The organism is Leifsonia sp. McL0627, assembly GCF_058244615.1.
On the sequence record NZ_JBZCGM010000002.1, the window covers coordinates 1,003,054 to 1,028,539 of the forward strand.

At 68.1% G+C, this 25,486-nt stretch carries 20 protein-coding genes; 9 read left to right on the forward strand and 11 right to left on the reverse strand.

Features of this window, described 5'->3' with window-relative positions; all coding sequences use genetic code 11:
* Positions 1–4 precede the first annotated feature (4 nt).
* The 5 genes from AC37TH_RS05430 to AC37TH_RS05450 form a co-directional block, all read right to left on the reverse strand.
* Positions 5–1,504, reverse strand: coding sequence for a GH1 family beta-glucosidase (locus AC37TH_RS05430; protein ID WP_490763318.1), 1,500 nt, complete (start codon positions 1,502–1,504; stop codon positions 5–7).
* Between the two features lie 2 nt (positions 1,505–1,506).
* A complete protein-coding gene (locus AC37TH_RS05435; RefSeq protein ID WP_490763319.1) occupies positions 1,507–2,433 on the reverse strand; it encodes a carbohydrate ABC transporter permease in 927 nt (308 codons plus the stop codon).
* The gene (locus AC37TH_RS05440; protein ID WP_490763320.1) at positions 2,430–3,545 is read right to left on the reverse strand and encodes a carbohydrate ABC transporter permease; all 1,116 of its coding nucleotides are present in this window, start codon (positions 3,543–3,545) and stop codon (positions 2,430–2,432) included. The genes AC37TH_RS05435 and AC37TH_RS05440 overlap by 4 nt, the downstream gene beginning before the upstream one ends.
* 117 nt (positions 3,546–3,662) lie before the next feature.
* On the reverse strand, positions 3,663–4,988 hold the full coding sequence (locus tag AC37TH_RS05445; protein ID WP_490763321.1) for an ABC transporter substrate-binding protein: 1,326 nt from the start codon (positions 4,986–4,988) through the stop codon (positions 3,663–3,665).
* A gap of 302 nt (positions 4,989–5,290) precedes the next feature.
* A complete protein-coding gene (locus AC37TH_RS05450; protein WP_490763322.1) occupies positions 5,291–5,881 on the reverse strand; it encodes a sigma-70 family RNA polymerase sigma factor in 591 nt (196 codons plus the stop codon).
* Between the two features lie 282 nt (positions 5,882–6,163).
* Between AC37TH_RS05450 and AC37TH_RS05455 the strand changes: the two genes are divergently transcribed.
* Positions 6,164–7,465 carry a CehA/McbA family metallohydrolase gene (locus AC37TH_RS05455; RefSeq protein WP_490763323.1) on the forward strand — a complete coding sequence of 434 codons (1,302 nt, stop codon included), beginning with the start codon at positions 6,164–6,166 and terminating at the stop codon, positions 7,463–7,465.
* A gap of 31 nt (positions 7,466–7,496) precedes the next feature.
* Positions 7,497–7,736 carry a hypothetical protein gene (locus AC37TH_RS05460; protein ID WP_490763324.1) on the forward strand — a complete coding sequence of 80 codons (240 nt, stop codon included), beginning with the start codon at positions 7,497–7,499 and terminating at the stop codon, positions 7,734–7,736.
* Positions 7,737–7,773: 37 nt separating this feature from the next.
* Here AC37TH_RS05460 and AC37TH_RS05465 read toward each other — a convergent pair whose 3' ends face one another.
* Both AC37TH_RS05465 and AC37TH_RS05470 read right to left on the reverse strand, forming a co-directional pair.
* On the reverse strand, positions 7,774–10,056 hold the full coding sequence (locus tag AC37TH_RS05465) for an ATP-binding protein (protein WP_490763325.1): 2,283 nt from the start codon (positions 10,054–10,056) through the stop codon (positions 7,774–7,776).
* 188 nt (positions 10,057–10,244) lie between these two features.
* Positions 10,245–12,242 carry an MDR family MFS transporter gene (locus tag AC37TH_RS05470; protein WP_490763326.1) on the reverse strand — a complete coding sequence of 666 codons (1,998 nt, stop codon included), beginning with the start codon at positions 12,240–12,242 and terminating at the stop codon, positions 10,245–10,247.
* A 353-nt stretch (positions 12,243–12,595) separates the two neighbouring features.
* On the opposite strand from AC37TH_RS05470, the gene AC37TH_RS05475 reads away from it, so the two are divergent.
* Positions 12,596–13,501 carry a DUF1287 domain-containing protein gene (locus AC37TH_RS05475; RefSeq protein WP_490763327.1) on the forward strand — a complete coding sequence of 302 codons (906 nt, stop codon included), beginning with the start codon at positions 12,596–12,598 and terminating at the stop codon, positions 13,499–13,501.
* An 82-nt stretch (positions 13,502–13,583) separates the two neighbouring features.
* Positions 13,584–14,420: a M15 family metallopeptidase gene (locus AC37TH_RS05480; protein WP_490763328.1), complete on the forward strand. Its 837-nt coding sequence runs from the start codon at positions 13,584–13,586 to the stop codon at positions 14,418–14,420.
* Positions 14,421–14,506: 86 nt separating this feature from the next.
* Here AC37TH_RS05480 and AC37TH_RS05485 read toward each other — a convergent pair whose 3' ends face one another.
* Entirely contained in the window at positions 14,507–15,751 is a 1,245-nt protein-coding gene (locus tag AC37TH_RS05485) for an LCP family protein (RefSeq protein WP_490763329.1), read from the reverse strand.
* 418 nt (positions 15,752–16,169) lie between these two features.
* Here AC37TH_RS05485 and AC37TH_RS05490 point away from each other — a divergent pair, with 418 nt between their 5' ends.
* The 3 genes from AC37TH_RS05490 to AC37TH_RS05500 all read left to right on the forward strand — a co-directional run bounded on the left by AC37TH_RS05490 (position 16,170) and on the right by AC37TH_RS05500 (position 19,065).
* Positions 16,170–16,400: a hypothetical protein gene (locus AC37TH_RS05490; protein ID WP_490763330.1), complete on the forward strand. Its 231-nt coding sequence runs from the start codon at positions 16,170–16,172 to the stop codon at positions 16,398–16,400.
* 2 nt (positions 16,401–16,402) lie between these two features.
* Positions 16,403–16,786, forward strand: coding sequence for a hypothetical protein (locus tag AC37TH_RS05495; protein WP_490763331.1), 384 nt, complete (start codon positions 16,403–16,405; stop codon positions 16,784–16,786).
* A gap of 176 nt (positions 16,787–16,962) precedes the next feature.
* Positions 16,963–19,065: a sigma-70 family RNA polymerase sigma factor gene (locus tag AC37TH_RS05500; protein ID WP_490763332.1), complete on the forward strand. Its 2,103-nt coding sequence runs from the start codon at positions 16,963–16,965 to the stop codon at positions 19,063–19,065.
* Positions 19,066–19,134: 69 nt separating this feature from the next.
* Here the strand turns inward: AC37TH_RS05500 and AC37TH_RS05505 are convergent, their stop codons facing one another.
* Positions 19,135–20,685 carry a DUF5979 domain-containing protein gene (locus AC37TH_RS05505; protein ID WP_490763333.1) on the reverse strand — a complete coding sequence of 517 codons (1,551 nt, stop codon included), beginning with the start codon at positions 20,683–20,685 and terminating at the stop codon, positions 19,135–19,137.
* 176 nt (positions 20,686–20,861) lie between these two features.
* Positions 20,862–22,484 (reverse strand): phosphoglucomutase (alpha-D-glucose-1,6-bisphosphate-dependent), encoded by a 1,623-nt coding sequence (pgm, locus tag AC37TH_RS05510; protein WP_490763334.1) that lies wholly within the window; start codon positions 22,482–22,484, stop codon positions 20,862–20,864.
* 99 nt (positions 22,485–22,583) lie between these two features.
* Between pgm and pheA the strand changes: the two genes are divergently transcribed.
* Positions 22,584–23,576, forward strand: coding sequence for a prephenate dehydratase (pheA, locus tag AC37TH_RS05515; RefSeq protein WP_490763335.1), 993 nt, complete (start codon positions 22,584–22,586; stop codon positions 23,574–23,576).
* A 19-nt stretch (positions 23,577–23,595) separates the two neighbouring features.
* Positions 23,596–24,402 carry a hypothetical protein gene (locus AC37TH_RS05520; protein ID WP_490763336.1) on the forward strand — a complete coding sequence of 269 codons (807 nt, stop codon included), beginning with the start codon at positions 23,596–23,598 and terminating at the stop codon, positions 24,400–24,402.
* Between the two features lie 37 nt (positions 24,403–24,439).
* Here the strand turns inward: AC37TH_RS05520 and AC37TH_RS05525 are convergent, their stop codons facing one another.
* Positions 24,440–25,453, reverse strand: coding sequence for a diacylglycerol/lipid kinase family protein (locus AC37TH_RS05525; RefSeq protein ID WP_490763337.1), 1,014 nt, complete (start codon positions 25,451–25,453; stop codon positions 24,440–24,442).
* Positions 25,454–25,486: the final 33 nt, after the last annotated feature.

Sequence of the window (25,486 nt, forward strand, 5' to 3'; positions counted from 1 at the left end):
CGGGTCACCTTTCTACCGCAAGACCCATGCTAGAGCCGACGGGCTGCGCGGACCGCTCGGGCCGCGCGGGTTCCGCAGCCCGGCCGCCCGCCGCCGCGATCAGGCGTGCGAACGCATGGCCCGACTCCTTCACGGTACGCTCCTGCGTCTCGTAATCCACCCGCACGATGCCGAACCGTTTCTCGTAGCCCCACGCCCACTCGAAGTTGTCGAGGAACGACCAGACGAAGTAACCGCGGACGTCCGCGCCCTGCTCGATGGCGGCGTGCACCGCATCCACGTGGGCGAGGATGTACTGCTCGCGTTCGGCGTCGCGGATGCGGCCGTCCGCATCCTGGACGTCGTCGTACGCCGCGCCGTTCTCGGTGATGTAGAGCGGCGGCAGAGCCGGGTATTCGCGGCCGAGCCTGACCAGCAGACTGCGGAGGCCGTCCGGGTTGACCTCCCAGCTCATCGCCGTCTGCGGCAGGTGGCGCGACGGGAACGTCACGTATTCGCTGCCGACGAACGGGGACGCCTTGGGCCGGTCGGTCGGCGTCAGGCCGGGTACCGCATCCACCGGCAGTGGATGCGCGGAGACGTTGTCGTCGTGGTAGTGGTTCACGCCGAGGAAGTCGATGGGCTGCGCGATGGTGGCGAGGTCGCCGTCCTGCACGAACTCCTCGAACCGGTGTTCGCGGAGGTCGTCGACGACGTCGGCGGGGTAGCTGCCGAGCAGGAGCGGCTCCAGGAACATCCTGTTCCAGAGGCCGTCGATGCGGCGGGCCGCTTCGAGGTCGGCGGGGTCGGCCGGGTCGTTCGGCACCGCGGTGGTGAGGTTGAGCGTGATCCCGACGCGGAGCGCGTCCGCCGCGACAGGACCGGCTGCGGCTGCCGCGGCGCGCAGCGTCTGCGTCGCGAGCCCGTGCGCGAGGTGCTGGTGGTGCAGGGCGGCGATGGCCGCGCGCGGCTCCCTCCGTCCCGGAGCGTGCTCCCCGGCCGCGTAGGCGATCAGCGACGAGCAGAGCGGCTCGTTGAACGTGGTCCAGTGACTGACCCGGTCGCCGAGCGCGTCGTAGACGGTCGCCGCGTAGTCGCGGAACCGGTATGCGGTGTCGCGGCTTGCCCAGCCGCCCGCCTCTTCGAGCGCCTGCGGCAGATCCCAGTGGTAGAGGGTCAGCCACGGCAGGATGTCCGCCTCCAGCAGCTCGTCGACCAGCCGGCTGTAGAAGTCGAGGCCGGCGCGGTTCACGAAGCGGTCGCCCGGCTTCACCCGCGCCCACGAGATCGAGAACCGGTACGACTGCAGGCCGAGCCGCGCCATCAGCGCTACATCGTCGGGCATCCGGTGGTAGTGGTCGACGGCCACCTCGGGGGTGTCACCGCCGGCGACGGCGTTCGGGATGCGCGCGAAGTGGTCCCAGATGGAGTCCTCTTTGCCGTCCTCGTGCGCTGCGCCCTCGATCTGGGCGGCAGCGGTCGCCGAGCCCCACAGGAAACCGTCGGGCCAGGTGTTCAACGTCATTCTTAGCCTTTCACCGCGCCGGCCATGATGCCGGAGACCAGCTGCTTGCCAGCGAGCACGAAGAGGATGAGCAGGGGGATCGTGGCCATCACGGCGCCGGCGAGCACGATCGAGTAGTCGACGTACTTGGCGGATTGCAGCTGGCTCAGCGCGACCTGCAGCGTCGGGTTCTGCGGAACGACGAGCAGCGGCCAGAGGTAGTCGGTCCACGCGGTCATGAAGGTGAACAGGCCGAGGATCGCCATGGCAGGGCGGGCGGCGGGGACGCCGACGTGCCAGAACGTGCTGATCATGTTCGCGCCGTCGACGCGGGCGGCCTCGATCAGCTCCTCCGGGATCACGTCGACCAGGTACTGCCGCATGAAGAACACGCCGAACGCCGTCACCAGGGTCGGGATGATGACGGCGCCCAGCGTTCCCGTCCAGCCGAACTGCTTCATCACCATGAACAGCGGGATGATGCCGAGCTGGGTCGGGACGGCGAGCGTCGCGATGACGAAGACCATCAGGCCCTCACGGCCGCGGAACTTCAGCTTCGCGAACGCGTACCCTGCCAGCGTCGAGAAGCTGACGACCGACAGGGTGATGACGCTCGCCACGATCAGCGAGTTGCCGAGCGCCAGCCAGAACGGCACGGTGTCGAGCACCTGTGCGACGTTCGACCAGAACTGGCCGCCGGGGAGCAGCGGCGGGTAGGTGGAGGTGAGGACGCTGCTCGGGCTGGAGCCCGCGACGACCGACCACCACAGCGGGTACACGCCGCCGATGAACACGACGATCAGCAGACCGTATGTGAGGAAGCCTGGACGGCGGTCGATGCCGAGCGCCCTGCGCTTCGGTGAGCGCTGCTTCGGCGCCCTGGACTGCTGCGCTGCCGCCTGGGGCGAGCGCTGCTCGGCAGAGCTGTCGCGGTCGACGGTGGCGGTCATGATCTCTTCTCCTCGCTGGCTGCGACCAGGGCGAGATCGCCCTCGGTGGCCGTGTTCGTACCGGTGGTGCTGTCGGCGCGACCCGCCCCCGCCGCGGCGCGACTGGCCGCCAGCCGGCGTGCGGTGCGTTTGGCGCCCATCCGGGACTCGGTGGATGCGATGCGTCGGGAGATCAGGAAGTTCAGCACCCCGAACGCCACGATGATGAGGAACAGCAGCCAGGCGATGGCCGAGGCCTTGCCGAAGTTCTGCCGGTTGAACGCCATGTCCCACAGGTAGAGCACGGTGGTCTGGTACTGCCGTTGCGGGCCGCCGGGCACAGCGCTCGACGGGTTGAACAGCTTGGGCTCCGTGAAGATCTGCAGGCCGCCGATGGTGGCTGTGATGATGACGAAGATCATCGTGGGCCGGATGCTCGGCAGCGTGATCGAGAAGAAGCGGCGGAACGCGCCGGCGCCGTCGAGGGCGGCCGACTCGTGCAGGTCGCGCGGGACGGCCTGCATCGCTGCGAGCAGGATGAGGGCGTTGTAGCCGGTCCAGCGCCAGTTGACCATGGAGGCGATGGCGACGTGCGACGGGAACGTCTCGGTCTTCCAGTTGATCGGCGAGAGGTGCACGGACTGCAGCAGGTTGTTGATGAGGCCGTACTTCTCGTCGAACGCGCTGGAGAAGATGAGGGTGACGGCGACGGGCGTGACGACGTATGGGATGAGGACGCTCATCCGCCAGAACGTCTTGGCCCGGATGTTCTGGTCCAGGATCGCGGCGATCAGCACGGCGGCGATCAGCTGCGGGATCGCGGACAGCAGGAAGATGCTGAGCGTGTTGAAGAGCGAGTTCCAGAAGAACGGGTCGTTCAGCTCGGCGACGTAGTTGCCGAGGCCCACCCATTCGCCGGGACCGGTGAGGAGGTTCCACTTGTTCAGGGACACGACGAACGTGTACACGAGCGGGAACAGGCCGACCAGACCGAACAGGATGAAGAACGGTGCGATGTAGAAGTACGGGGACGCCTTGACGTCGAAGCGGCTCAGCTTCTGCCCGAAGGTCAGCGCGCGGCGCGCATCCCGGGCGGTGCGGCGCTGCTCGCGCCCAGCTGCGGTGGTGGTCATGTGCTCTCTCTCCCGGTTTCCCGTCGCGCCGCCATCGAGCCCGCAGTTTGGCTCGCTATTTCGCCGGTTGAGCGGGAAACAGCCTGGGGTCGATGGCGGCGCGGGTGGTGCGGGTGGTTACTTGTTGACGACGAGCTGGTTGAGCAGCTTCATCGCGTTGGCCCAGGCCTGGTCGCCGTTCGCCTTGCCGGAGTCGAGCTCCTGCACGGACGGGCCGAAGACCTGGGACTGGATGACCGAGTCGTCCGGTCCCTTGTACTGGGCGACGACGCCCTTGGCGCGCTCGGAGAGGATCTGACCGACCGGAGCGTTGTTGAAGAACTTCGTCAGGTCGCTGGCACCGGTCACGCCGGAGTCGGACTGCGCCGCCGTCACCGACGGGAAGGTGCCTGCCGCCTGGAAGGTGGCGACCTGCGACTTGGCGGTGGTGAGCCACGCTGCGAGGTCCGCTGCCTCCTTCGGGTGCTTCGACTGCTTCGGGACCGTCAGGAACGATCCGCCCCAGTTGGCTGCGCCGCCCGGGAACACGTTGGCGAAGTCCCATCCGGTGGATGCGTCACCGCCGCCGGCCTTGACCTGACCCTGCACGACGCCGAGCATCCAGCCGGGGCAGACGAACGTGGCGAACGAGCCGTCGGTGAACGCCTTGCCCTTGCCCCAGTCCCACTGGGTCTGGTTGGAGGACAGGCCGGCTGCCGCTCCACCGGCGAGCTGGCTCCACAGGCCCTTGAGCGTGGAGTTGTCCTCGATGTTGAGCTTGCCGTCCTTGGTGTAGTAGCCCTCCGGCTGCTGGTTCACCATGGCGTTCCAGAGGAAGCCGGACTGGTCGTAGAACGCCTTGCCGGTGGCCGCCTTGTACTGCTGGCCGACCTTGAAGTAGTCCGCCCAGGTGGCGCTGTCTCCGCCGAAGAGCTTGGCGACGGAGTCGCGGTCGCTCGGCAGGCCGGCCGCGGCGAAGAGCTTGCTGTTGTAGCAGAGACCCTCCGGACCGATGTCGGTGCCGTAGCCGATGATGCGGCCGTTCTTGTCGGTGGCCTGCTTCAGCTTCCAGTCCACCCAGCGGTCCTTGATGGAGCTGGCGCCGTAGTCCTTGAGGTCGTTGAAGTCCGTGGAGACCTGCATGACCTTGCTGAGCCAGCCTTCTTCGACGGCCTGGACGTCGGGGAGGCCGCTGCCGGCCGCCTCCTTGGTCTGCCAGTCGGTCAGGGCGTTGTCACCGGTGTCGATGTTGGTCGCCTTGATCTTGATGTTCGGGTGCTCCTTCTCGTATTGCGAGTAGAGCTTGTCGAATCCCATCGTGCCGAACGTGGTGACGCTCAACGTGATCGGGTTCGAGCTGCTGCCGCTGTCTCCGCCGCTGGATGAGCATCCTGCGGCGAGGAGGGCGAAGGATGCGGCGCCTGCTACGGCGGCGACAACCTTGGTGCGTCGTGAGAACTTCACGGTCACTCCCTTGTGTGCGTGGTCTGGTGTTGGGGACGTGAGAGCGCTCTCATCGTAATCCGTGAGAGCGCTCTCACGTGCTGCCACAGAACCTATACAGGCATTACAAGTGCTGTCAAGCGCGAGCGTGGTCGCGCTCTCATCCGCGTCATTCCGGGAAAGTGGCGATTCGAGGGTCGCTCGGCGACGAGTCTGAGGTTTTGCCCGGAGAATCCGCGGTTCTGGTGGCGGAGGGGTGGGCTGTTCGCTGCAGCGCGACGCCGTCCCGCCGTGACCGAATCGTTACCTTCGGGTTCGCGCGATTACGCGGCGACGAGCAGGTCGGCGTCCGCCCCGAGGCGAGCCCACTCGCTTCTCAATGCGGCGCGTGCGCGATAGGAGCGCGCGCGGGCGGCCTCGACGGTGATGTCGAAGGCCGCCGCGATCTCTGAAGGCGAATTGCCCTGGACTTCGCTCAGCCACAGGATGTTCTTGACCGGGGCGGGAAGCTTCGCGAACACTGTGCGGAGGGTCAGCGAGTCCTCGAGCATCGGGTACGGGTCGCCCTCGGTCAGCTGCTCGAAGGCGTCGATCGACAGGTCTGTTGAGTCGCGTTGCTTGACGCCCCAGCTGTAGACGACAGACCGCAACGTCTGGCGGAGGTACGGCGCGAAATGGCGGGTCGGGCCTCCGCCGTTCCTGAATGCGGCGAGGATGCGCGAAAAGGCCTCGGCGACCACGTCGTCCGACTCCAACGACGACGAGAGGTTGATGGCCGTTCGGTGTGCGAAGCGGCGGTAACGGCGCCAGAGTTCGGCGACCGCGTCCATGTCGCCCTGCTGCGCTTGGGAGAGCAGAGCGGGCTCGGACGTGATGGGTTCGGTGACAACGGGCGGGTGAGTGTGGGTGTTCATGTCGGGCAGCGCGGGCGGGATCGGGAACAGTTCGGGAGGTTCGTGCCCCTCGGGGCACATCGCCGAACGCTGTCATTCCAGGCTGCCGATCGGCGGATTCGCGAACGAGAGTACGACTACCTGAAAACCGTGTTCGACTACCTGCCTCGTCGGCACTCCGAGGGTCTCGACGGCAGTGGCTCGGCGCTGTCGCCCCCCCCGTTTGCAGGTAGACGACCCAGTTAATGCGCTGTTCACGCCACGGTCGGATTCTCGACGCTTTCGAACGGCATGTTCGGTGGAATGAACAACCACGACGAATCCGCCGGGAGCGTTCCACGGCGAGGTCTTTCCCGGCGTGCTCTGCTTGCCGCCCTCGGTTCGGGCGCGGGAATCGCGCTTGCCCCGTTGGTGTTCGCCGACGGGGCACACGCTGCCACCTCGAGTGGCTCCCAGACCAAGACGATCACCGGCCACCTGGACGCGGGCGCGGCCGACTTCGTCTACCTTCCGGTGGTGGTTCCTCCTGGCACCTCCCAGATCGACGTCTCGTACACATACTCGAAGCCGTCCGTGCCGGCCGGGACGCCGGGCAACTCCTGCGACATCGGCGTATTCGATTCGCGGGGGATCGACGTCGGCGGGGCAGGATTCCGAGGCTGGTCCGGCGGATTCCGCACCCAGTTCTCGATCGCCAGAGCCGAGGCCACCCCTGGATACCTGCCGGGCGACGTGTCTCCTGGCACCTGGCACGTCGTCCTCGGCCCGTACCAGGTCGCACCGCAGGGGATGGACTACGACGTGCAGGTCACTCTGACCGCAGGTGCAGCAGGCAACGCGTTCACTCCCGCGTATCCGCCCACCTCCGCACTGGGCCGCGGACGCGACTGGTACCGGGGCGACTGCCACCTGCACACCGTGTACTCGGACGGTCGGAACACACCGGAGAACGTCGCGGCCGGTGCGCGCGCCCGCCGTCTTGATTTCATGGTCTCGACGGACCACAACACGACGGCGTCGCACGGAGTGTGGGGTCCTCTCGCCGGGGACGACCTGCTCATCATCACGGGTGAAGAGGTGACGACGCGCAATGGTCACTGGCTGGCCCTGGGCACCAAGCCCGGAGACTTCATCGACTGGCGATACCGGGCACGGGACAACGTCTTCCCGAGCTTCCAGAGGCGGGTGAACGCTGACGGCGGACTCACCGTCTCAGCACACATGTATTGCCCGTGGATCGGGTCCGAGTGGAAGTTCGGCTGGGACGGCCTCGACGGTACGGAGGTCTGGACGGGGCCGTGGGGATGGGATGACGACGCCGCCGTCTCCACCTGGGACAACCTCCTTGCCGAGGCAGCCCGCACCGGAAGGAAGTGGCTCCCCGCGTTCGGCAACAGCGATGCGCACAATCCGACCGACGTGATCGGTCTGCCCCACAACGTCGTGCTCGCGGACAACCTGACCCGTCAGGCGATCCTCGCCGGGCTCAAGGCCGGGCAGTCCTGGATCGCGGAATCCGCCGATGTGCAGCTCACGTTCACCGCTGCCACCGCCAGGGGGGCGCACGGCCGCGATCGGGGGCACCCTGCAAGCAGATCGGAGTGAGGATGTCACCATCACCGTCGACATCTCCGGTGTGCCGAACGCCACCGTGCGGCTGTTCACCGACGAGGGGCAGATGTTCCAGACCAGCCTGCCCGCATCCGGGTCGGGAACCGTGACCTGGGTCACCCGTCCCGAGATCGCCGCCTACGTGCGCGCCGAGGTGCGCCATCCGATGCAGGATGGCACGGCAGGGGGAACGTCGATGGGACCGTCGCTCAGTTTCGGACCCATGGCGGCTCTCACCAATCCGATCTGGCTGCGAGCACACTGAGGCCCGATTCCGCCGTCTGACGCCGTCCGTGCCCGCGTCAGGCGGTGGCGCTGTCGTCCTGGTCGCGAACCCAACCGGCGAGCTGCACCCGGGAACTCAGGCCGAGCTTCGTGAGGATGCGCTGGACGTGCCCTTCCGCGGTGCGTTGCGCGACCACGAGCGTTGTTGCGATCTCCTTGTTGCTGAGGCCGAGGGCTACGAGCCTGGCGACCTCGCGCTCGCGTTTCGTTATGCCGTCTCCGTCGATGACCGATCGCTTCGGTGAGCCGTCGTACCGGACGCCGAGGAGCCGCCTGACCCCGTCGCCGGGGCCGAGCGCTCTGCCGGCGCCGTAGCTGCGGGTGAAATCGTCGGCGGTGAGTGCAGCCCGGATCCGGCTCTCGTGGGCTGGGCGGTCGATGGCCACCAGACCGATGGTGTCCCTGCTCACCCCCGTCTCCGACCAGATGCCGTCCGCGAGCCCGAGGCACCACGCGGCGCGACGGAAGTCGGCGTCGATCGAGTACCCGGCCGCGACCGCCTCGACGGTGTGCGCGGTGAGCGCGGACGGCGTGAGGCGTGAGCGGAGTTCGAGGGATTCGCGAGCGAACCGCAACGCGGCCTCGCCCTCCTCCCTCGAGACCGCATTCACGGCCAGCCCGAAGAGCAGGTAGCTCCTGTCGAACAGCTCGCTCGTCTGAGCGCTGCGTGTCAGGATCACGGATCGGAGCCGGTCTGCCCGCCCCACGTCCCCTGACCTGTCGTAGAGCAGGAGGAGCCGGATGTGCGTCCCCGTCCTCGCAAGCATGGTCAGGTCTCCTGCGCCGTACTCCAGCGCGACCTCCAACCGGGCGATCGCCGCGGGGCCATCTGGAGTGAGAACGCCGATTCCCGCATCCACGGATCGCACCGTGCGTTCGTCTCCGACCTCTGCCGCGATGGCGGCGATGCGTTCGAGCTCGGGGAGCACCGCCGCGATGCCGTCGCGGGAACCGACGATGAATTCCCGGAGCACCATGCCGTTCAACCGGAGCGGCGACGTGCTGTCCGTGCGCTCGATGGCGCGGCTGAGGAGCGCCTCGAGGTCGAGGGCGCGGCCCCGGGACAACCAGAAGACCCGCCACATCGGGACGACGAGGGCGAACACGTCCTCCGGGTCGCCGTCGCGGAGCGAGAAGTCCAAGGCGGCGCGGATGTTCGGGATCTCGAGATCGTGCCGCTGGATCCAGTCCACCTGGCGCTCGCTGAACCAGTCCCGCTCTGCCGTTGCTACGAACTGCACGCACCAGGCGCACAGCGCCTCACCGGCGGACCGTCGCTCACCGGCCTCCGTGGCCTTCTCGACGCCGAACTCCCGGATGGCGAAGAGCATGGAGTATCGGGTGTGGGACTGGCCCGTGCTTCGCGCCACGATCGACTTGTCGACGAGCGCGCCGACCAGTCCGAGCGCGTCCTCGTCGCCCATGCGTGCGACGACGGTCTCCACTGCGGCGATGTCGAAGGTGCTCGGGAAGATCGCGAGCCACCGCCAGAGTCGTTGCTCGGCGGCCGTGCACAGGGCGTAGCTCCATTCCATCGAGGCGTGCAGCGTCTGCTGACGCTCCGGCTGGACCCGCCTCCGCCCGCCGGGGAGCCGGAACGGCTCGTCCAGCCGCCCCAGGATGTCGGGAAGGCTGAGGACGCGAGCGGTCGCCGCCGCGAGCTCGATCGCCAACGGGAGCCCATCGAGGCGCGCGCAGATCGCCTGGATCGTCGGCACCAGCTCTCCCACCCGATCGCCGGGGTCCGCCCCCGTCATCCGGGCGACGAAGAGATCGACGGCCGGGCTGTTCCCTGTGGCGTCGGCGACGACGGGCAGCGGGTCGAGCACGAAGATCGCCTCTCCGTCGACGGCGAGCACCTCTCTGCTCGTCGCGAGGATTCGGACGTTCTCACAGGCTCGCAGGATCGCGCTGACGATCGTCGCGCACGCGTCGATGATGTGCTCGCAGTTGTCGAACAGCAGCAGCATGCGCCGCGAGCCGATCCGGTTGACGACGGTCTCCAGACCGGCTACTTCGAGCCTCATCGCGGTGTTGAGAACCTCGATGGCCTGCTCCGGGGTCGTGCTCGCGGCCAGATCCACGAAGCAGACGCCGTCGGGGTACGCGCGCTCGACCGAATCGGCGACCTTGACCGCCAGCCGTGTCTTGCCCACCCCACCCGGACCCAGGATGGTGACGAGACGCGACTCCCCGAGCCGACCGCGAAGCTCCGCGATCTCGCGTCTGCGTCCCACGAACGACGAGACATCCAGCGGAGGAGCAAGGAACGACTCACCAACGGTTTCGGTCTGCGTCATGCCCCAGCTCCCCAGCCCGGCTGTCTCCGTGCCGCGCACACGACCATCTTCGCGCAGTCCTGACCCGATGACACCTCATCTCTCGCGAGGCGCCCCGCCCGATCGTCGTGGGCGCGACTACGCAGAGCGGCCGCCGCCCGGAAGGGCGACGGCCGCTGGGGTCGTGCAGGACTACTCGGTCGCCGGTGCTAGTCCGTCGCCGGGTTCGGCCGCTGGGCGCGCAGGGAAGCCGTGTCGGCTCCCGGCTCGATCAGCGCGCCGAAGTCGTCGGCCGCGCGGTGGGCGAGGATGCCCGTGTTGAGCTCCTCCTCCGCCTCGGATGCCGACGTTCCGGCGAGCACGCGGTCGCGGTCGGCGGCATCCGCCTTGTCGGCCGCGTCGTCCGCTGCCTCCTGCAGAGCCGACTTGGCCCGCAGCGGCGGCGTCTTGAAGAACCAGGTGAGCACGAACGCGATCAGGACCACGATCAGAGCCACCCAGTAGACCTCGATGGCCGACTGGTTGAAGCCGACGAGGAACGGCTTGGAGAGCCGCTTGTCAGCGCCGTTCAGGAACGACGTGTCGTCGAGGCTCGCTCCACCGGCGGAGCTGTTCTTCTTCAGCTCGGCCTGCAGGGTCGGCACCGCCTGGTCGACGACCTGCGAACGCTGGTCGGCGTTCGAGAAGTCGATCGGCGCGGCCGGGACCTTGGTGGCAGCGATGTCGGCGGGAACGCCCTGGGCGACGAGCTGGGCGACGGCCGCGTCGTGCGCGCCCTTCTGCGCGCCGGCTTCGAGCGGCGTGACGATCCTGTTGTAGATCGTGTCCATGATCTGCTTGTTCTCGGGAGCGGAGGCCACCGACGGGGTGAGCGCCGCATCCAGAGCGTTGGTCAGCGTCGGCTTGTCCGTCAGCGACGTCTGGACGTTGCCCGGCATCACCGTGAACAGCAGGGACAGCAGCACGGCCGTGCCGAGCGTTCCACCGATCTGACGGAAGAACGTGGATGCGCTGGTCGCGACGCCCATGTCCTTCAGGCCCACCGAGTTCTGGCTGGCGATGGTCAGCGTCTGCATGAGCTGGCCGAGGCCGAGGCCGATGAGCAGCATGGCACCGGCGATGAACCAGTACGAGCTGTCGAACTTGAGGAACGTCAGGTAGAAGAATCCGCCGGAGAGCAACGCCGTGCCGATGATCGGGAACTGGCGGTAGTGGCCGGTCCGCGAGATGATCTGGCCGGACGCGATCGAGGAGATCATGAGTCCGAGGATCATCGGGAGCATCTGCAAACCGGACTCCGTCGGCGTCGCGCCGAGCACGAGCTGCAGATAGAGCGGCAGGGTCAGCATGGCACCGAACATCCCGAAGCCGACGAACACACCGATGATGGTGGCCATCGAGAAGGTGGAGGAACGGAACAGCTTGAGCGGGATGAGCGCGTCGTCCTTCATGGCCATCTCGATGAAGATGAAGGCCAGGATGCCGATGGCTCCGATCACGTAGCAGGCGATGGCGCCTGCGCTGCCCCAGCCCCAGTCGCGTCCCTCTTCTGCCACGAGCAGCAGCGGGACGAGCGCGACGACCACGGCTGTCGCGCCCCACCAGTCGATTCGGGCGGACCCGCGTTCTCGTTTGGGCAGGTGCAGGAACCGCATCACGATGATCAGCGCGACGACGCCGATCGGCACGTTGATGAGGAACACCCAGCGCCATCCGGCGATCCACAGGATCTCGTTCGCGCCCGCGAACAGGCCACCCACGAGCGGGCCGATGAGGCTGGAGATACCGAAGACGGCGAGGAAGTATCCCTGGTACTTGGCGCGCTCACGCGGGGCGAGCATATCGCCCATGATCGCGAGCGGCATCGACATCAGGCCACCGGCGCCGAGGCCCTGGATGGCGCGGAAGACCGCGAGCTCGATCATGGAGGTCGAGAACGACGCGGCGAACGAGCCGACGACGAAGATGATGATCGCGAGGAGGAACAGCGGGCGGCGACCGAAGATGTCGGAGAGCTTGCCGTAGATGGGCGTGGCGATCGTGGAGACGATCAGGTACGCCGTGGTGACCCACGCCTGCTGGCTGAGGCCGTGCAGATCGTCACCGATGGTACGGATGGCGGTTCCGACGACCGTCTGGTCGAGGGCTGATAGGAACATTCCGGCCATAAGGCCGAAAATGACGAACAGGATCTGACGGTGCGTCATGATCGCGTTCCTCGGTGCGGCGGGAACCGCGGGTGCTTGGCTTGACATGAATCTCCGAGTCGAGAGTCTGAATGGGGACGCCCGAGCCACGGGAGTCACACCGGTGTGGGGCACAAAAGAAAATTTGCGGAGGGTGCAAAGTTACACCCAGTGCGAGTGTTTCAGCAACGTGAAGTAGTTATCCTCCGTCAACGTTCGCCACGGGCGAACGCAGCGCCGCATTCCGCGTATTCATGCGGATGAATGGAACGGCATGCACGGACGCGCCACCCCTGCACAGGTGACACCTAAGAAATGAGGCGTACCGTGAAAGGAGACCCGAATCCGACGCCCCCCATCGATCTGAAGGTCCCATGCGCCGCCACTCTCCTTCGTCTGCTCGTCACCGCATCATCGCGGTGGCCGGCTTCGCCGCAGCGACCGCCCTCATCCTGACCGGATGCGCGGGCGAGCCGTCGCCCATCACCAAGGCCGTCGCCGGTGCAGCAAGCCCCACTTCGCAGAGCACGACCATCTCGACCATCAAGCCCGCCGCCGGCAGCGTCTCCGGCGCCGGAACGGTCACCATCTCCGGCAGTAACCTCGACGACGTGAAGAGTGTGGAGATCGGCGGCCAGCCGGCCACGGTCACGCACACCAGCGACAAGAAGGTCATCGCCGTGGTTCCTGCCGCAGCCAACTTCCAGGCGGGTTCCGTGGATGTGGCGCTCACCGGCAAGAACGGCAAGGCCATCGCCACGAGCGACAAGGCATACGACTACCAGGTGTCCACGCCGGTCGACAAGCAACTCGCATACGCGATGACCTACTGGAAGAACTACAACACGGCGGAGTGGGGCGACCTCAACCCGGTGGGAGGCGACTGCGCCAACTTCGTCAGCCAGACCCTCATCGCGCGCGGCTGGCAGATGAACGGCGACTGGTACAACAAGAACGCCGCCGCCGACTGGAGCCCCGCCTGGGGATACGTCCCCGCGATGGACACATACTTCCAGGAGAATGCTTCGGCTCTCGGGCTCACGGAGTACCCGCTCGACCAGCGCCAGAACATCAAGGTGGGCGACATCGTGATGTTTGACTGGAACGACAACGACTCGCTCGACCACGTGCAGATCGTCTCCGCCGTCGACCACGTCGACGGCAAGATCGTGATCAAGATGGTCGGGCACAACGAGGACACCGACTATCGCGACCTCGACACCACGATCACGGTCGACCACCCGGGAGCCATCGGCCACTTCTGGAGCCTCTCCAAGTAGCGCGATCCCTGGTCTGCTTCGCCGCGGCGGCGAAGCAGCAGGGGGTGAGGATTCTCCCGGCGACGCGGGTTAGGCTCATCGCGTGAATACGGGGGACCATCGCGCTCGGCGCGCTCGAACTGCGGCCGCGCTGCTCGGCGGCGCGCTGATCGTCGTCGCAGCGCTCTGTGGATGTGCGACGGGCGGACCGACACCGGCCGAGCATCCACGGCGGTCCGGCACCCCGCACCCGAAGCCGCCGCGACCGTCCGATGCCGCGTCGACGTCCCGGCCGACACCGGATGCGCCCCAACCGCCGATCTCCGTGGGCTTCGACCGCACCGCGCAGTCGATCGACGATCCCGCGAGCACGTGGGTGGTCGTGAACAAGCCGCGCGGCCTGAAGCCGCACGAGTTCGTCCCCGCCGATCTCGTGTATCCCGACGTGACGTTCGTGAACCGTCAGCCGATGCGACAAGAGGTGGCGACGGCGCTCGTCGCGATGTTCGCGGCGGGCAAGGCGGAGGCCGGGCTCGACTTCTCGGTGCAGAGTGCATATCGCTCGTACGACTCGCAGGTGCGCGTGTACAACGACGACGTCGCGCGCAACGGCCAGGCCTTCGCCGACACGGACACCGCTCGTCCAGGGCACTCCGAGCACCAGACCGGGCTGGCCGTCGACATCAGCGCCGTCCCCGCCGCCTGCTCGCTCTCCGCTTGCTTCGCGCAGACCCCGCAGGGTCAGTGGCTCGCCGCGAACGCCTGGCGGTTCGGGTTCCTGCTGCGGTACCCGGCCGACAAGGTGCCGGTGACCGGATTCACCTTCGAACCCTGGCACTACCGGTACATCGGCGTGCCTCTCGCCACGCAGCTGCACCAGACCGGTGTCAGCACGCTGGAGGAGTTCTTCACCGTCCCGGGCGGCACGACCTACGGGTAGCCCTGGTTTTCCTTCGACGCCGGAGGATCTTCGGTGTGCCCGGAGGCGTGAACTACGGCCCGGTGCCGGAGCCTGTCCAGTGAACGTCATCCGCCGAACGGCTTGGTGCACATCTGTTTATCCGCGCTCTGGCCGTGTACATCCGCCGGGAGGGGCGCATTGCTCGTGTCGTCGGGTGTCGTCGGGGCGGACGGTGACGAACTCGTTTCCAGGCGGTCTGGTTGCGCTTCGGTCTGAGTCGACTCCGTTCCGACTCCAGAATCACCGGTGAGGACAACGCGTCTGTCGTTGACCAGCGCATCCAGGAGCAACGCAGCGCTTGCCTCGGACGGTGCCACCCCGTGTTCCACGATGTGATTCGGGTATTGGACGAATGTCACTTTGTCGATATCGATCGCTTTTAGTGCGAGCGCCATCGAGACGACCGTTGTGGGGTTGCTCAAGCTTTTCGACAACTGGATGTTGTTCGTTGCGGCTTTTGCGAGCCCGTAGAGCTTGACCGGATTCGACAGAACGTCTGAGCTCCTCATTGTGCGTACGAGCGACGAGAGAAAAGCTTGCTGGCTGCTGATTCGACCAAGATCTGATCCGTCGCCCACGCTGTATCTACTGCGGAGAAACGCGAGGGCTTGAGATCCGACCAGCGTGGATTCCCCTGCTGGGATATTGAGACCCGTGTACTTATCGAAGATCTCGCCTGTCGTACAGACGGGGACGCCGCCGACAGCGTTTGACATCTCGATCACACCATCGAATTCGATCACGCCTGCGTAGGGGATTTCGAGCCCGGTGAGCCGCGAGATGGTGAGCACGGTGCAGGCCAGGCCGCCATGGCTCAGAGTCGTGTTGAGTTTCGCCCCGGACATGGCTTGATACTCGGTGCCGCCTTCGGAGGGGGACGCGGGAACGTCCACGAACATGTCGCGAGGGAAGCTGAGGACCGTGGCGTTCGAGTGATCGGAAGACACGTGAAGCAGCATCGTCACGTCGTTGAGCGTTTCGCTCCGTGTATCGTACGCCGGGTTTCCCCCGCCGCTGTCGCTGCCGACGAGCAAAACGTTGAATGCACCCGACATCGCCCCGGTACCTGGTGCACGAGGTGAAGGATCCTGAGCCAAACGGATGCCGGGCTTGATGCTCGTTGCAATGTCCCATGCTGCGTACGCGGCGATTGCCGTTGAGCTGACGGCGAGAACCCCGATGCTTGCTCCGACGAACATCACGGCGGATCGGATCGGGCGGTACTGCCGCAGCCGCCCGTGTCTGACGTTCGGGGGCGCGCCCACGCGTTCGCCCGCTCGTAACCCGCGGCGGGTTTTCGGTTCGCTCACATGCTCCCCATATGGTCATAGTGATTCGTTGAATGCAGTGTTCTAATTTTGAATGTTAGCGAGTGTTTCATGAGAAACTCATCGGGACGCTGACTGCGGACATGGCCGTGACGGTCGTTCGTCGCCGGTCGCAGTCGGTTTCGATGGCACCGAGCTGTCGATCGACGATCCGGTGAGCACCTGGGTCGTCCCCTGGACTTCTTGGTGCAGCTGGACTTCTTGGTGCAGCGCTGACGCTTCGCGTGCGACTCGCACGTGCACGCTGGAGGAGTTCTTCACCGTCCCGGGCGGCACGACCTACGGGTAGCCCTGGTTTTCCTTCGGATCCCGCGTCATTCTGGCGGCGATTCTGCGTCTCTTCTCTGTGAGGGCGGCCATTCGATGCCGCAACCCCTCCTCAAGCGATGAAGGTGCCCTGATGACTCTCCCGGACGACCATGTGCCATACGTGCTCGGCCAACAGCGGATGACGCTTGCCGAGCTCCGAGCCGAACTCGAGAGCACCCGGGCTGCGACGGCCGCGACGGGGTCCGCCTTCCCACGCCTGCGCGCATCCATCGTCGTCGTCGCGATCACCGGTGGTGTCGTCGTCGTCGTCACGGCCGCCGTGCTGAGCCTGGTGGCGATTCTCGCCGCCCAGACGGTGTGACCATGACCGCGCTCGATCACCCGCTCGTCGGGGAACTGGTCCGCTGGTCGCGGGATGGCAACGTGCTGGTCGGGCTGGCCGGTGGCTACGACGACGACCGCGACAGCATCGTGCTGCTCGCCGGAGCGCTGCGGGAGCTGAGCGTGGTGGTCCCCGCCGTCGAGTGCAGGCTCGCCGGGCCCGGCACCGTCGGCGTGGGGCTCGCCGATGGCCCCATGCTTCCGGGCGAGCGCGACGCCTATCTGCGCGGTCTGGTGGATGCGCGCAGTTCGGTCGCCCTGGTCGCCGCGGAACTGGCAATGTCGGGCGACGTGCTGCGCTGCTCGGGGGTGGCCCGCGCGTTCGAGACCCTTGACGACCTGGTGCGGGTGGAAAGCGGGGAGTGAGCGGCGTCTGCCTTGGTATCGGTATCGGTATCGGCTTCGGCGAAAGTCGTTACTGAGAATTCGCCGACATCGCATCATGATCGGGGGTTCGCCCCATCTCTCCTCGGTAGGACGGTTCTCCTTCCCCGAAAAGGGCGACCGTTCTGGATCACACCTGTACCCGGAGGTCGAACCCTATGGCGCGAGCGCTTTTCGGCGCGCGACGAGATGTCGCTAGCCGATCCGATGGAGAGCTCGTCGAGCTGAGCCGCAGCGGAGAGAAGGACGCGTACGCCGAACTCTGGCGCCGACACGCCTCTGCCGGTCTCGCCGTCGCGCGTGCTCACAGCCCGTCGCTCGACGCCGACGACCTGGTTTCCGAGTCGTTCGCCCGCATCTTCACGGCCATCGCGTCCGGAGGCGGCCCGACGGCGGCCTTTCGCCCGTATCTGTTCACGACCATCAGGAACACGGCTGCCGGGTGGGGACGCGCCCGCCGAGAGATTCCGGTGGACGACGTCGACCTCATCGAGGATCCCCGGTTCACCGACGACGCCCAGCTCAAAGCGCTCGACGGGTCGCTGGCGATGGCGGCGTTCCGTAGCCTCTCCGCCGAGTGGCAGGAGGTCCTCTGGTACACCGAGGTGGAAGGGCTCGCCCCGCGTGAACTCGCGCCGCTCCTCGGCCTGACCGCCAACTCGGCCGCCGCCCTCGCCTACCGGGCGCGCGAAGGGCTGCGGCAAGCCTGGATCCAGGCCCACATCGCCTCGGTCCCCGCCGACTCGGAGTGCCGCTGGACGATCGAGCACCTGGGCGCCCATCTGCGGGGCAAGACCCCGAAGCGAACGCGGCTCCGGGTCGAGCAGCACCTCGCCGGCTGCGCGGACTGCACGATGGCCGCCGGCGATGCCAAGGATGCGAACCGGCAGGTGGGGCTCGCCCTGCTGCCGTTGGCCGCCGGTATGGGCGGGGCCGCTGCGTACACGGCGTGGATGTCGACGGGCGGCGCGACGGGCGCTGCGACGGCGGCGACGCTTCCCGCGGCAGGGACAGGGACTGCAGGTACGGCAGGGACGGCGGGTTCCGCGGGGAGCGTGTCAGGGACGGCCGTGCTGGTCGGCGCCGGCCTTGTTCTCGGTGCTGTCGCCGTCGCGGGCGTTGCCGTCTTCGCCGTCGTGGCGAGCGCTCCGGCGGACGCGCCGGTGCCCGCGGCGGAGACGTCCGCGCATTCGACGACGTCGCCCGCCCCTGCCGCGTCGCCGATGGTGTCGCCGAGCGCGCTGCCCACCCCGACACCGACTCCGGATGCACCGACTGCCGCACCACACGCACCGTCCGCCCCGCCGCTGGGGGTGCCACAGGTCCCGGTCGCAGCCGCGAGCATCCCGCCTGCGGCACCGGCACCGGCCCCCGCTCCGACGCGGACGCCCACACCCACGTCTAGTCCCACGCCCACCGAACCGGCCGTCCAGGCTCCGGATGCGCCGACCATCGTCTCCCCGTCGCCGACGTCCACCCTGCGAACCGGCGAGGACACCATCGTCGTCTCCGGCACCGGAACCCCAGGCGCACGGCTGACGGCGTCGTTCGACGACCACCCCGTCGCCATCGCGACAGTGGATGGGTCAGGCGCCTGGTTGCTGAGCCTCCCCACCGCGGCGCTCGCCGATGGTCCGCACACCCTCTCCCTCGTGCAGGCCACGGCGGGCGGAGCCTCGAAGGCGGCGACGCTGCAGGTCGTGATCGCCAGAAGTCCTGTCGCCCCGGATGCGCCGGTCGTCTCGGCCGTCGACACCGGCGGCGGCCGGTACTTCCCCGTCCTGTCCGGCACGGCGCTTCCGGGTGCCACGGTGACCATCCAGTCCGTCGCGGCGACCGAGACCGCGACCTCGACCGCGACCGCCGACGCGAGCGGAGCCTGGACTTCCGCCGCCATCACAGGACTCCCTGCGGGAACGGACACCCTGAACGTCACCCAGACTGACGCCCAGGGTCAGGTGTCGCCGGTCACGGGCGCCACGGCCGTGCTCACTGTGCCCGCCGTCGCGGTCGACCGCACCAGGGAGGGCGTCGCGCTCACCGTGACCGGTGTTCCCGGTGCGCAGGTCGCTGGACGGATCACCGCATCCGGTTCGTGGGTCACGGTCACGCTCGACGCCGACGGACGATGGTCGGGGACCCTGCCGTGGTGGACCGACTTCGGGAACAGGACGCTGCAGCTCCGGTATGCGGGCGACGGCCGTGTCGGTCCGACGGCCTCGGTGCCGCTCGGGGGCGCGGCACCCATCGGCAACGGCTGAGAGCTGCCATCGCCTCTCCCGTGAACGACGCGGGGCGGCCGCGCGTGCGGCCGCCCCGCGCGCTCGGCGTCAGCCTCGCGTCGCTGCCCGCCGTCGTCGACGGATCACGAGCATCCCGATGCCCGCGACGACGGCGAGTCCGGCCGCTGCCGCGAACACCCCTGTGCCGGCTGTGTCGCTGCCGGTGTGCGCCAGAGTGCCGGTCGGGGTGGCGTCGGGCGTCGTGCCCGCGGCCGGGGCCGGGCCTGCGGGGACGAGCGGCGTCGTCGTTGGCGTCGGGGCTGTCGGTGCCGGGGTGGGTGTCGGCGTGACGGCCTCATAGGTGTTCGTGACGGTCGCCTGGATGATCGCGGCCGAGTCGTGGGTCACCACGATCGCTCCGGCGGGTGCGTACTGCACGGACGACGCCCCGCGGCTGTCGGTCTCGGTCACCGTGCAGCTCGCGCCGACCGGGATCCCGCCGAAGGTGCTGGTCTGCCCTGCGGCGATCGCGGCCGTGGCCGGATAGCCGGCGACCGGAGAGCCTCCGACGGTGCACGCCACGCTGATCGGGAACGTGCCGGACGGCGCTGTGCCGTCTCCTGCGATCTTCTTGGTCACGGCGAGCGAGCGCAATGCATCACCGGATGCGGTCCCTCCCGCCGAGACGTAGTCCACGGTCGCGTCGGCGTCGCCGAGGCTCCGGCCGCTGACCGTGTTGTGGAAGGTCGTGCCGTCCGGGGTGCCGGAGGGGACGTCGAGGATGTAGAAGATCGCGTACATGCTCGCCGCATCCGGTTGGTGCACGGTCAGCTGGAACGACGAAGCGCCGGGGGTGAACGAGTACGTCCCGGCGCCCGTCCCCTGCGCGAGCGCGACACCGGATGCGCCCCAGTCGCCGTTGTTCCAGCCGGCGAGCGGGATGCGGTCGACCTTGACCGACCCGGCACGCAGGCTCAGTCGTGGGTCGTATGCGTCGGTCAGTTCGACCTCAGTGCCGGCGCTGGTCAGAAGCGATCCGGGAACGTAGACGTTCCAGCCGAGGCTGCCGTCGTCGTTCTGCCAGCCGCCCTTGACCAGCGACGTCGGGGCGCTCCACCCGCCGCCGCCCGTGCCCTGGCCGATGCCGCCGCCGGGGAGGGGGACGGTGATCGTGGCCCCGGAGCCCGTGCTGAAGAGGACGTCACCGGTGGTTGACTCCGCGGCGGTGGCGTAGAAGTACAGGGAGCCGACGATGTCCGAGTGGGTGGCGACGTAGTCTCCGACCGTGCACGTCACGCTCGACGAGGTGACGGCGCACTGCCCCACGGTGGCGCCGGACGCATCCTGCAGCGCGAACTGCGACGCGTATCCGTGCACCGGCGACGGGAACGTCAGCGTGAACGTGTCGCCGGGTTTCGCTCCCGCTGGGAGCGCCCACGACGCGTCGACGCGGAACCGCTGACCAACCGTCAACGGCGCATCCGGATGCGCGGGGTCGGGCGCGACGACCGACACGGAGGTCACAGCATCCACGGGCGCTGCGAGGGCGGTGGCCGCCGGTGCCACGGCGATGACGATGCCGACGATGGCCGCCACCACCGCGGCGGCGCCGACAGCCGACGTCCGGCGCGCACGAACAAGGAACGACTTCAGTTGCATTTCGGGTCTCCAACTCGGGTACGAGAGCCGGAAGAACCGAGGCCCTCAGAGTCAGAGAGATGAAATTGTGTCAGTTATGACGCGCCTCGCGGGCGGTCACCGCACGGTTCGTGCGAAACGTGCGGTGCGCGTCAGCGTGACCGAATTTTTGGCACGAGTCGAGCGGGCTGAGGCGCCTACGCGCCTCCGAGCGCGTCGGCGACGATGCGCTTGGCCTCCTCCTGCACGGCGCGCAGGTTGTCGGGGCCCGCGAACGACTCGGCGTAGATCTTGTAAACGTTCTCGGTGCCGCTCGGGCGGGCGGCGAACCAGGCGGTGGCCGTCTCGACCTTGACGCCGCCGAGGGCTGCGTCGTTGCCGGGGGCGCGGCTGAGCTTGGCGGTGATCGGCTCGCCCGCGAGCTCGGTGGCGGCGATGGCGTCGCCGTCGAGCTTGGCGAGGGCGGACTTCTCTGCCGGGCTGGCCGGCGCATCCACTCGTTCGTAGACGGGGTCGCCGAACTTCTCGGTGAGCTCCGCATAGAGCTGCGACGGTGTCTTGCCCGTCACGGCGCGGATCTCGCTGGCGAGGAGTGCGAGCAGGATGCCGTCTTTGTCCGTCGTCCAGACCGAACCGTCGAAGCGCAGGAAGCTGGCGCCCGCGCTCTCCTCCCCGCCGAAGCCGACCGAGCCGTCGATCAGACCGGGCACGAACCACTTGAAGCCGACCGGCACCTCCCAGAGGCGGCGTCCGAGCGACTCCGCCACCTTGTCGATGATGGATGAGGAGACGAGCGTCTTGCCGACCGCCGCATCGGCGCGCCACTCGGTGCGCGTGCGGTAGAGGTAGTCGATCGCGACCGCGAGGTAGTGGTTGGGGTTCATCAGGCCGCCGTCCGGTGTGACGATGCCGTGCCTGTCTGCGTCGGCGTCGTTGCCGGTGAGGATGTCGTAGTCGTCTTTGTGCTTCAGCACGGACGCCATGGCAGACGGGCTGGACGGGTCCATCCGGATCTTGGAGTCCCAGTCGAGCGTCATGAAGCTCCACGTGGGATCGACCGCGGGGTTCACGACCGTGAGGTCGAGGTCGTAGCGCTCGGCGATGGCCGCCCAGTAGTTGACACTCGCTCCGCCGAGCGGGTCGGCGCCGATGTGGATGCCGCTGTCGCGGATGGCCTTCACGTCGATGATGTTCTCGAGGTCGTCCACGTAGGTGCCGCGGAAGTCGTACGACTCCACCGCGCTCGGCTCGCTCATGCGCACGCCGCGCAGTTCGTCTGCGATCAGCTCGTTGGCCCTGGCCGCGATCCAGCTGGTGGCGTCGGTGTCCGCCGGACCACCGTGCGGCGGGTTGTACTTGAAGCCGCCGTCGGCCGGCGGGTTGTGGCTCGGGGTGACGACGATGCCGTCTGCCTGGTCGTCGTGGCCTGCCCTGTTGTAGCGCAGGATGGCGTGCGAGAGCGCCGGCGTCGGCACCCAGTCGTCGAACTCGTCGACGAGCACCCGCACCTCGTTGCCGACCAGCACCGCGAGGGCTGTGGTCATCGCATACTCGCTCAGCGCGTGCGTGTCCGCCCCGAGGAAAAGCGGACCCGTGATGCCCTGCGATGCGCGATACTCCACGATGGCTTGCGTGGTGGCGGCGATGTGGTTCTCGTTGAAGGCCGTGTTGAGCGAGCTGCCCCGGTGACCGGAGGTGCCGAACACCACCCTCTGCTCCGGGATGCTCACATCCGGCTTGAGCTCGTAGTACGCGCGTCTGAGCGCATCGACGTCGACCAGGTCGGAGGCCTGTGCGGGGGTGCCAGCTCGTTCGTTCATGGCTCCCATCCTTCCACTCGGGATGCGCGGCGCCAGAGGGTTACGCAAGGTTGTGGAGAACTTCATCCTGTGGAGGGGCCGTTGGCTAAGCTGATCGCCATGCCAGAAGCCGCAGGTCCCGCCGATCCCACCGCCGAACTGCCAGCGTCCGTCGACGAGGTCTACAGCTTTCTCGGCCCCTCCGGCACGTTCACGGAGGCGGCGCTCGCGCAGGTCCCTGAGGCGCGTGGCAAGCACTGGCGTTCGGTGAACAACGTCGGCGAGGCGCTCGCCGACGTCGTGGCAGGCCGCAGCGTCGCCGCGATGATCGCGATCGAGAACTCGATCGAGGGCGGCGTCTCCGTCGCCCAGGATGCGCTCGCCACGGTTCCCGGCCTGCGCATCGTCGGGGAATACCTGGTGCCGGTGAACTTCGTCCTCGTCGCGCGTCCGGGCACGACGCTGGCCGACGTGAAGACGATCAACGCGCATCCGGTGGCGTATGCGCAGTGCCACCTGTGGCTGGATGAGCACCTGCCGGAGCACGGGCACCTGCCGGCGTCGAGCAACGTCGCGGCGGCCGCCTCCCTCTTCGACGGGAGCACCGCAGACGCCGCCATCGCTCCGCCCGGGATCGTCGACCACCACGACGTGGAGGTGCTGGCCGAGAACATCGGCGACAACCCGAACGCGGTCACCCGGTTCGTGCTCGTCAGCACGGAGCGCACCGTTCCTGCCCCGACCGGTGCGGACAAGACCAGCCTCATCGCGGAACTGCCCGATGACCGCCCCGGCTCCCTCCTCGATCTGCTGGAGCAGTTCTCCACGCGCGGCATCAACCTGAGCCTGATCGAGTCGCGCCCGATCGGGGACGCCCTCGGCCGCTACCGCTTCGTGATCGACGCGGACGGGCACATCCACGACGAGCGGGTGGCGGATGCGCTGCTCGGCCTCCGCCGTTTCAGCCCGGCCGTGATCTTCCTCGGCTCGTACCCGCGCGCCGACAAGGTCTCCGTGGACTACGACCGTCGCTACCGTGACGAGGTCTTCACCGAGGCGCGGGACTGGCTCGCATCGCTGACAGCCCCGGACGCTCGCGGCCCACAGGCGTAGGCTGCGAGCCAGAAGAGTGGTGAGTTCCGAACGAGGAGCAGACACGATGGCCGTCGACGACGCGAACAGGGAGACCACAGCACGCGGCGACTTCGACCCGCGCTACGACCCGGAATTCCAGCGCGGTTACCGGCCGCAGCCGGGGGAGCGCGCACGCACCAGGGTGCGAGATGTCGCGACCAGGCCGGAGACGGCGGCGGACACAGCGGTGAACACGACTGCTAACACTGCAGCGGCACGTCGACCGGCGGCGGGGACGGCGGCAGCGACCGCGCTGGAACGGCCGTCCCAGCGCCCGGTCGAGCACACGCCGCCCGCTCCGCAGCCCGTCCCGTTCGCCGATGCCCCCGCATCCAGCGCTGTCGTCGCCCCCGACTCGTGGGAGACCGAGGTCGAGCGCGAACGCGCCGTGATCGAGCGTGAACGGGGGACCGCCCAGCCCTCCGACGTGGTCGCGTACGGCGACGTCGCACCCGAGTTCACACCCGCCCGCCGTGGCGGGATCCTCGACGCCGTCGACTTCTCCCCGCGCCGCAACCGCGCCGTCCTCATCCTGTGGCTGGTCGGCGCGGGCCTGGTCGCTCTCGGCGTCGTCCTCTATGTCATGTCGGTCTTCACCTCGTACACGAACCCCACGTCGAGCGCGGACGTGACAGGGCTGGTCTTCAGCCAACTGGGCTGGATGCTGGCCGGTCCGCTGATCACGGTCGGTCTCGCGACGCTCGTCGTCCTTCTCGGCCTGACACTGCTCGCGTCGCACCGACCGGCGCAGCCCGCATCGAACGACTCAGACGTTCTTCCCCCGGCACGCCGACCGGAGGCGTGAACACCGTCGACCTCGACTGCGCTGGTCGGCAGGCGGGTCAGGAAGCGGCGGCGGGAATGCGCACACGCAGCCCGCGATGGTCCACGGTGAGGCCCACGGCCATCACATCGCCGAAGCTGTCGCCGTCGAGCTCGAACGGTTCAGGGCGATCCACGGTCAGCCGCACGGACGCGCCGCGCAGGTAGGTCAGCTCCGTCCGGATGGCGCGATCGGTGAAGCGGATGATCCGCTGCCCGGCGGCGCTGCGGCGCAGCACCCTGTTCTCCCAGGTGATCTTGCGCCAGATCAGCAGCCAGCCGAACAGGGACTTCGGCTGCAGGACGGCGATGTCGAGGCTGCCGTCGTCCACGGCGGCGTCAGGGATCAGCTCGATGTTGCCGGGAAGGCTGCCGCAGTTGGCGACCAGGATCGTGCTCACCTGCGCCGCCCGGGTCGTGCCGCCATCGAGGGTGTACCGCACCCGCACCTTCTGGGCCTTCGGCAGGGCGCGGAAGCCCGCATCCACGTAGGCCAGCCAGCCGAAGCGGCGCTTCAGGCGGGGGCTGGTGTTGGCGATCATGGTCGCGTCGATGCCGAGACCGGCCATGACCAGGAAGGCGTGCTCGTGGAGCCCGCCGTCCGTCGCGGTGATGGAGACGATGCCGAGGTCGATCTCCCGCGTCGCCCCGGAGAAGGCGACCGCGACAGCGTCTTCGAGCCGGGCGTAGGGGATGCCGATGTTGCGAGCGAGGAGGTTGCCGGTGCCGGACGGGATGATCGCGAGGTCGGCGTCGCGACCGCGGAGCGCCTCTGCGACAGCGCGGACCGTGCCGTCGCCGCCCGCAGCCAGCACGAGCGTCGCGCCGGCGGCGAGTGCCTCCCTGGTCTGAGACTGACCGCCGCCGCCGCTGCCGGCGACCTCGTCCGCGGTCGTCTCGAACCACTGGACCTCATCCACTCCGGCGCTCGCCGCAGCGGACTCGACTGCCGCCGTGAGCCGGGTCACGTCGACCTTGATCGGGTTGTAGACGACGGCAGCGCGCGTCGTCGCCCCCACTCGCCGATCGTTCACGAAGCTCACGCTACCTGTTTCCCGGCCGAACGC

What these genes read in the sequence shown, in the direction of transcription:
- AC37TH_RS05465 (WP_490763325.1), bottom strand. Translation starts at nt 10,056, where the DNA reads ATGACGCAGACCGAAACCGTTGGTGAGTCGTTCCTTGCTCCTCCGCTG.
- AC37TH_RS05500 (WP_490763332.1), top strand. Translation starts at nt 16,963, where the DNA reads ATGGCGCGAGCGCTTTTCGGCGCGCGACGAGATGTCGCTAGCCGATCC.
- AC37TH_RS05430 (WP_490763318.1), bottom strand. Translation starts at nt 1,504, where the DNA reads ATGACGTTGAACACCTGGCCCGACGGTTTCCTGTGGGGCTCGGCGACC.
- AC37TH_RS05470 (WP_490763326.1), bottom strand. Translation starts at nt 12,242, where the DNA reads ATGACGCACCGTCAGATCCTGTTCGTCATTTTCGGCCTTATGGCCGGA.
- AC37TH_RS05495 (WP_490763331.1), top strand. Translation starts at nt 16,403, where the DNA reads ATGACCGCGCTCGATCACCCGCTCGTCGGGGAACTGGTCCGCTGGTCG.
- pheA (WP_490763335.1), top strand. Translation starts at nt 22,584, where the DNA reads ATGCCAGAAGCCGCAGGTCCCGCCGATCCCACCGCCGAACTGCCAGCG.
- AC37TH_RS05450 (WP_490763322.1), bottom strand. Translation starts at nt 5,881, where the DNA reads ATGAACACCCACACTCACCCGCCCGTTGTCACCGAACCCATCACGTCC.
- AC37TH_RS05440 (WP_490763320.1), bottom strand. Translation starts at nt 3,545, where the DNA reads ATGACCACCACCGCAGCTGGGCGCGAGCAGCGCCGCACCGCCCGGGAT.
- AC37TH_RS05505 (WP_490763333.1), bottom strand. Translation starts at nt 20,685, where the DNA reads ATGCAACTGAAGTCGTTCCTTGTTCGTGCGCGCCGGACGTCGGCTGTC.
- AC37TH_RS05490 (WP_490763330.1), top strand. Translation starts at nt 16,170, where the DNA reads ATGACTCTCCCGGACGACCATGTGCCATACGTGCTCGGCCAACAGCGG.
- pgm (WP_490763334.1), bottom strand. Translation starts at nt 22,484, where the DNA reads ATGAACGAACGAGCTGGCACCCCCGCACAGGCCTCCGACCTGGTCGAC.
- AC37TH_RS05455 (WP_490763323.1), top strand. Translation starts at nt 6,164, where the DNA reads ATGAACAACCACGACGAATCCGCCGGGAGCGTTCCACGGCGAGGTCTT.
- AC37TH_RS05435 (WP_490763319.1), bottom strand. Translation starts at nt 2,433, where the DNA reads ATGACCGCCACCGTCGACCGCGACAGCTCTGCCGAGCAGCGCTCGCCC.
- AC37TH_RS05475 (WP_490763327.1), top strand. Translation starts at nt 12,596, where the DNA reads ATGCGCCGCCACTCTCCTTCGTCTGCTCGTCACCGCATCATCGCGGTG.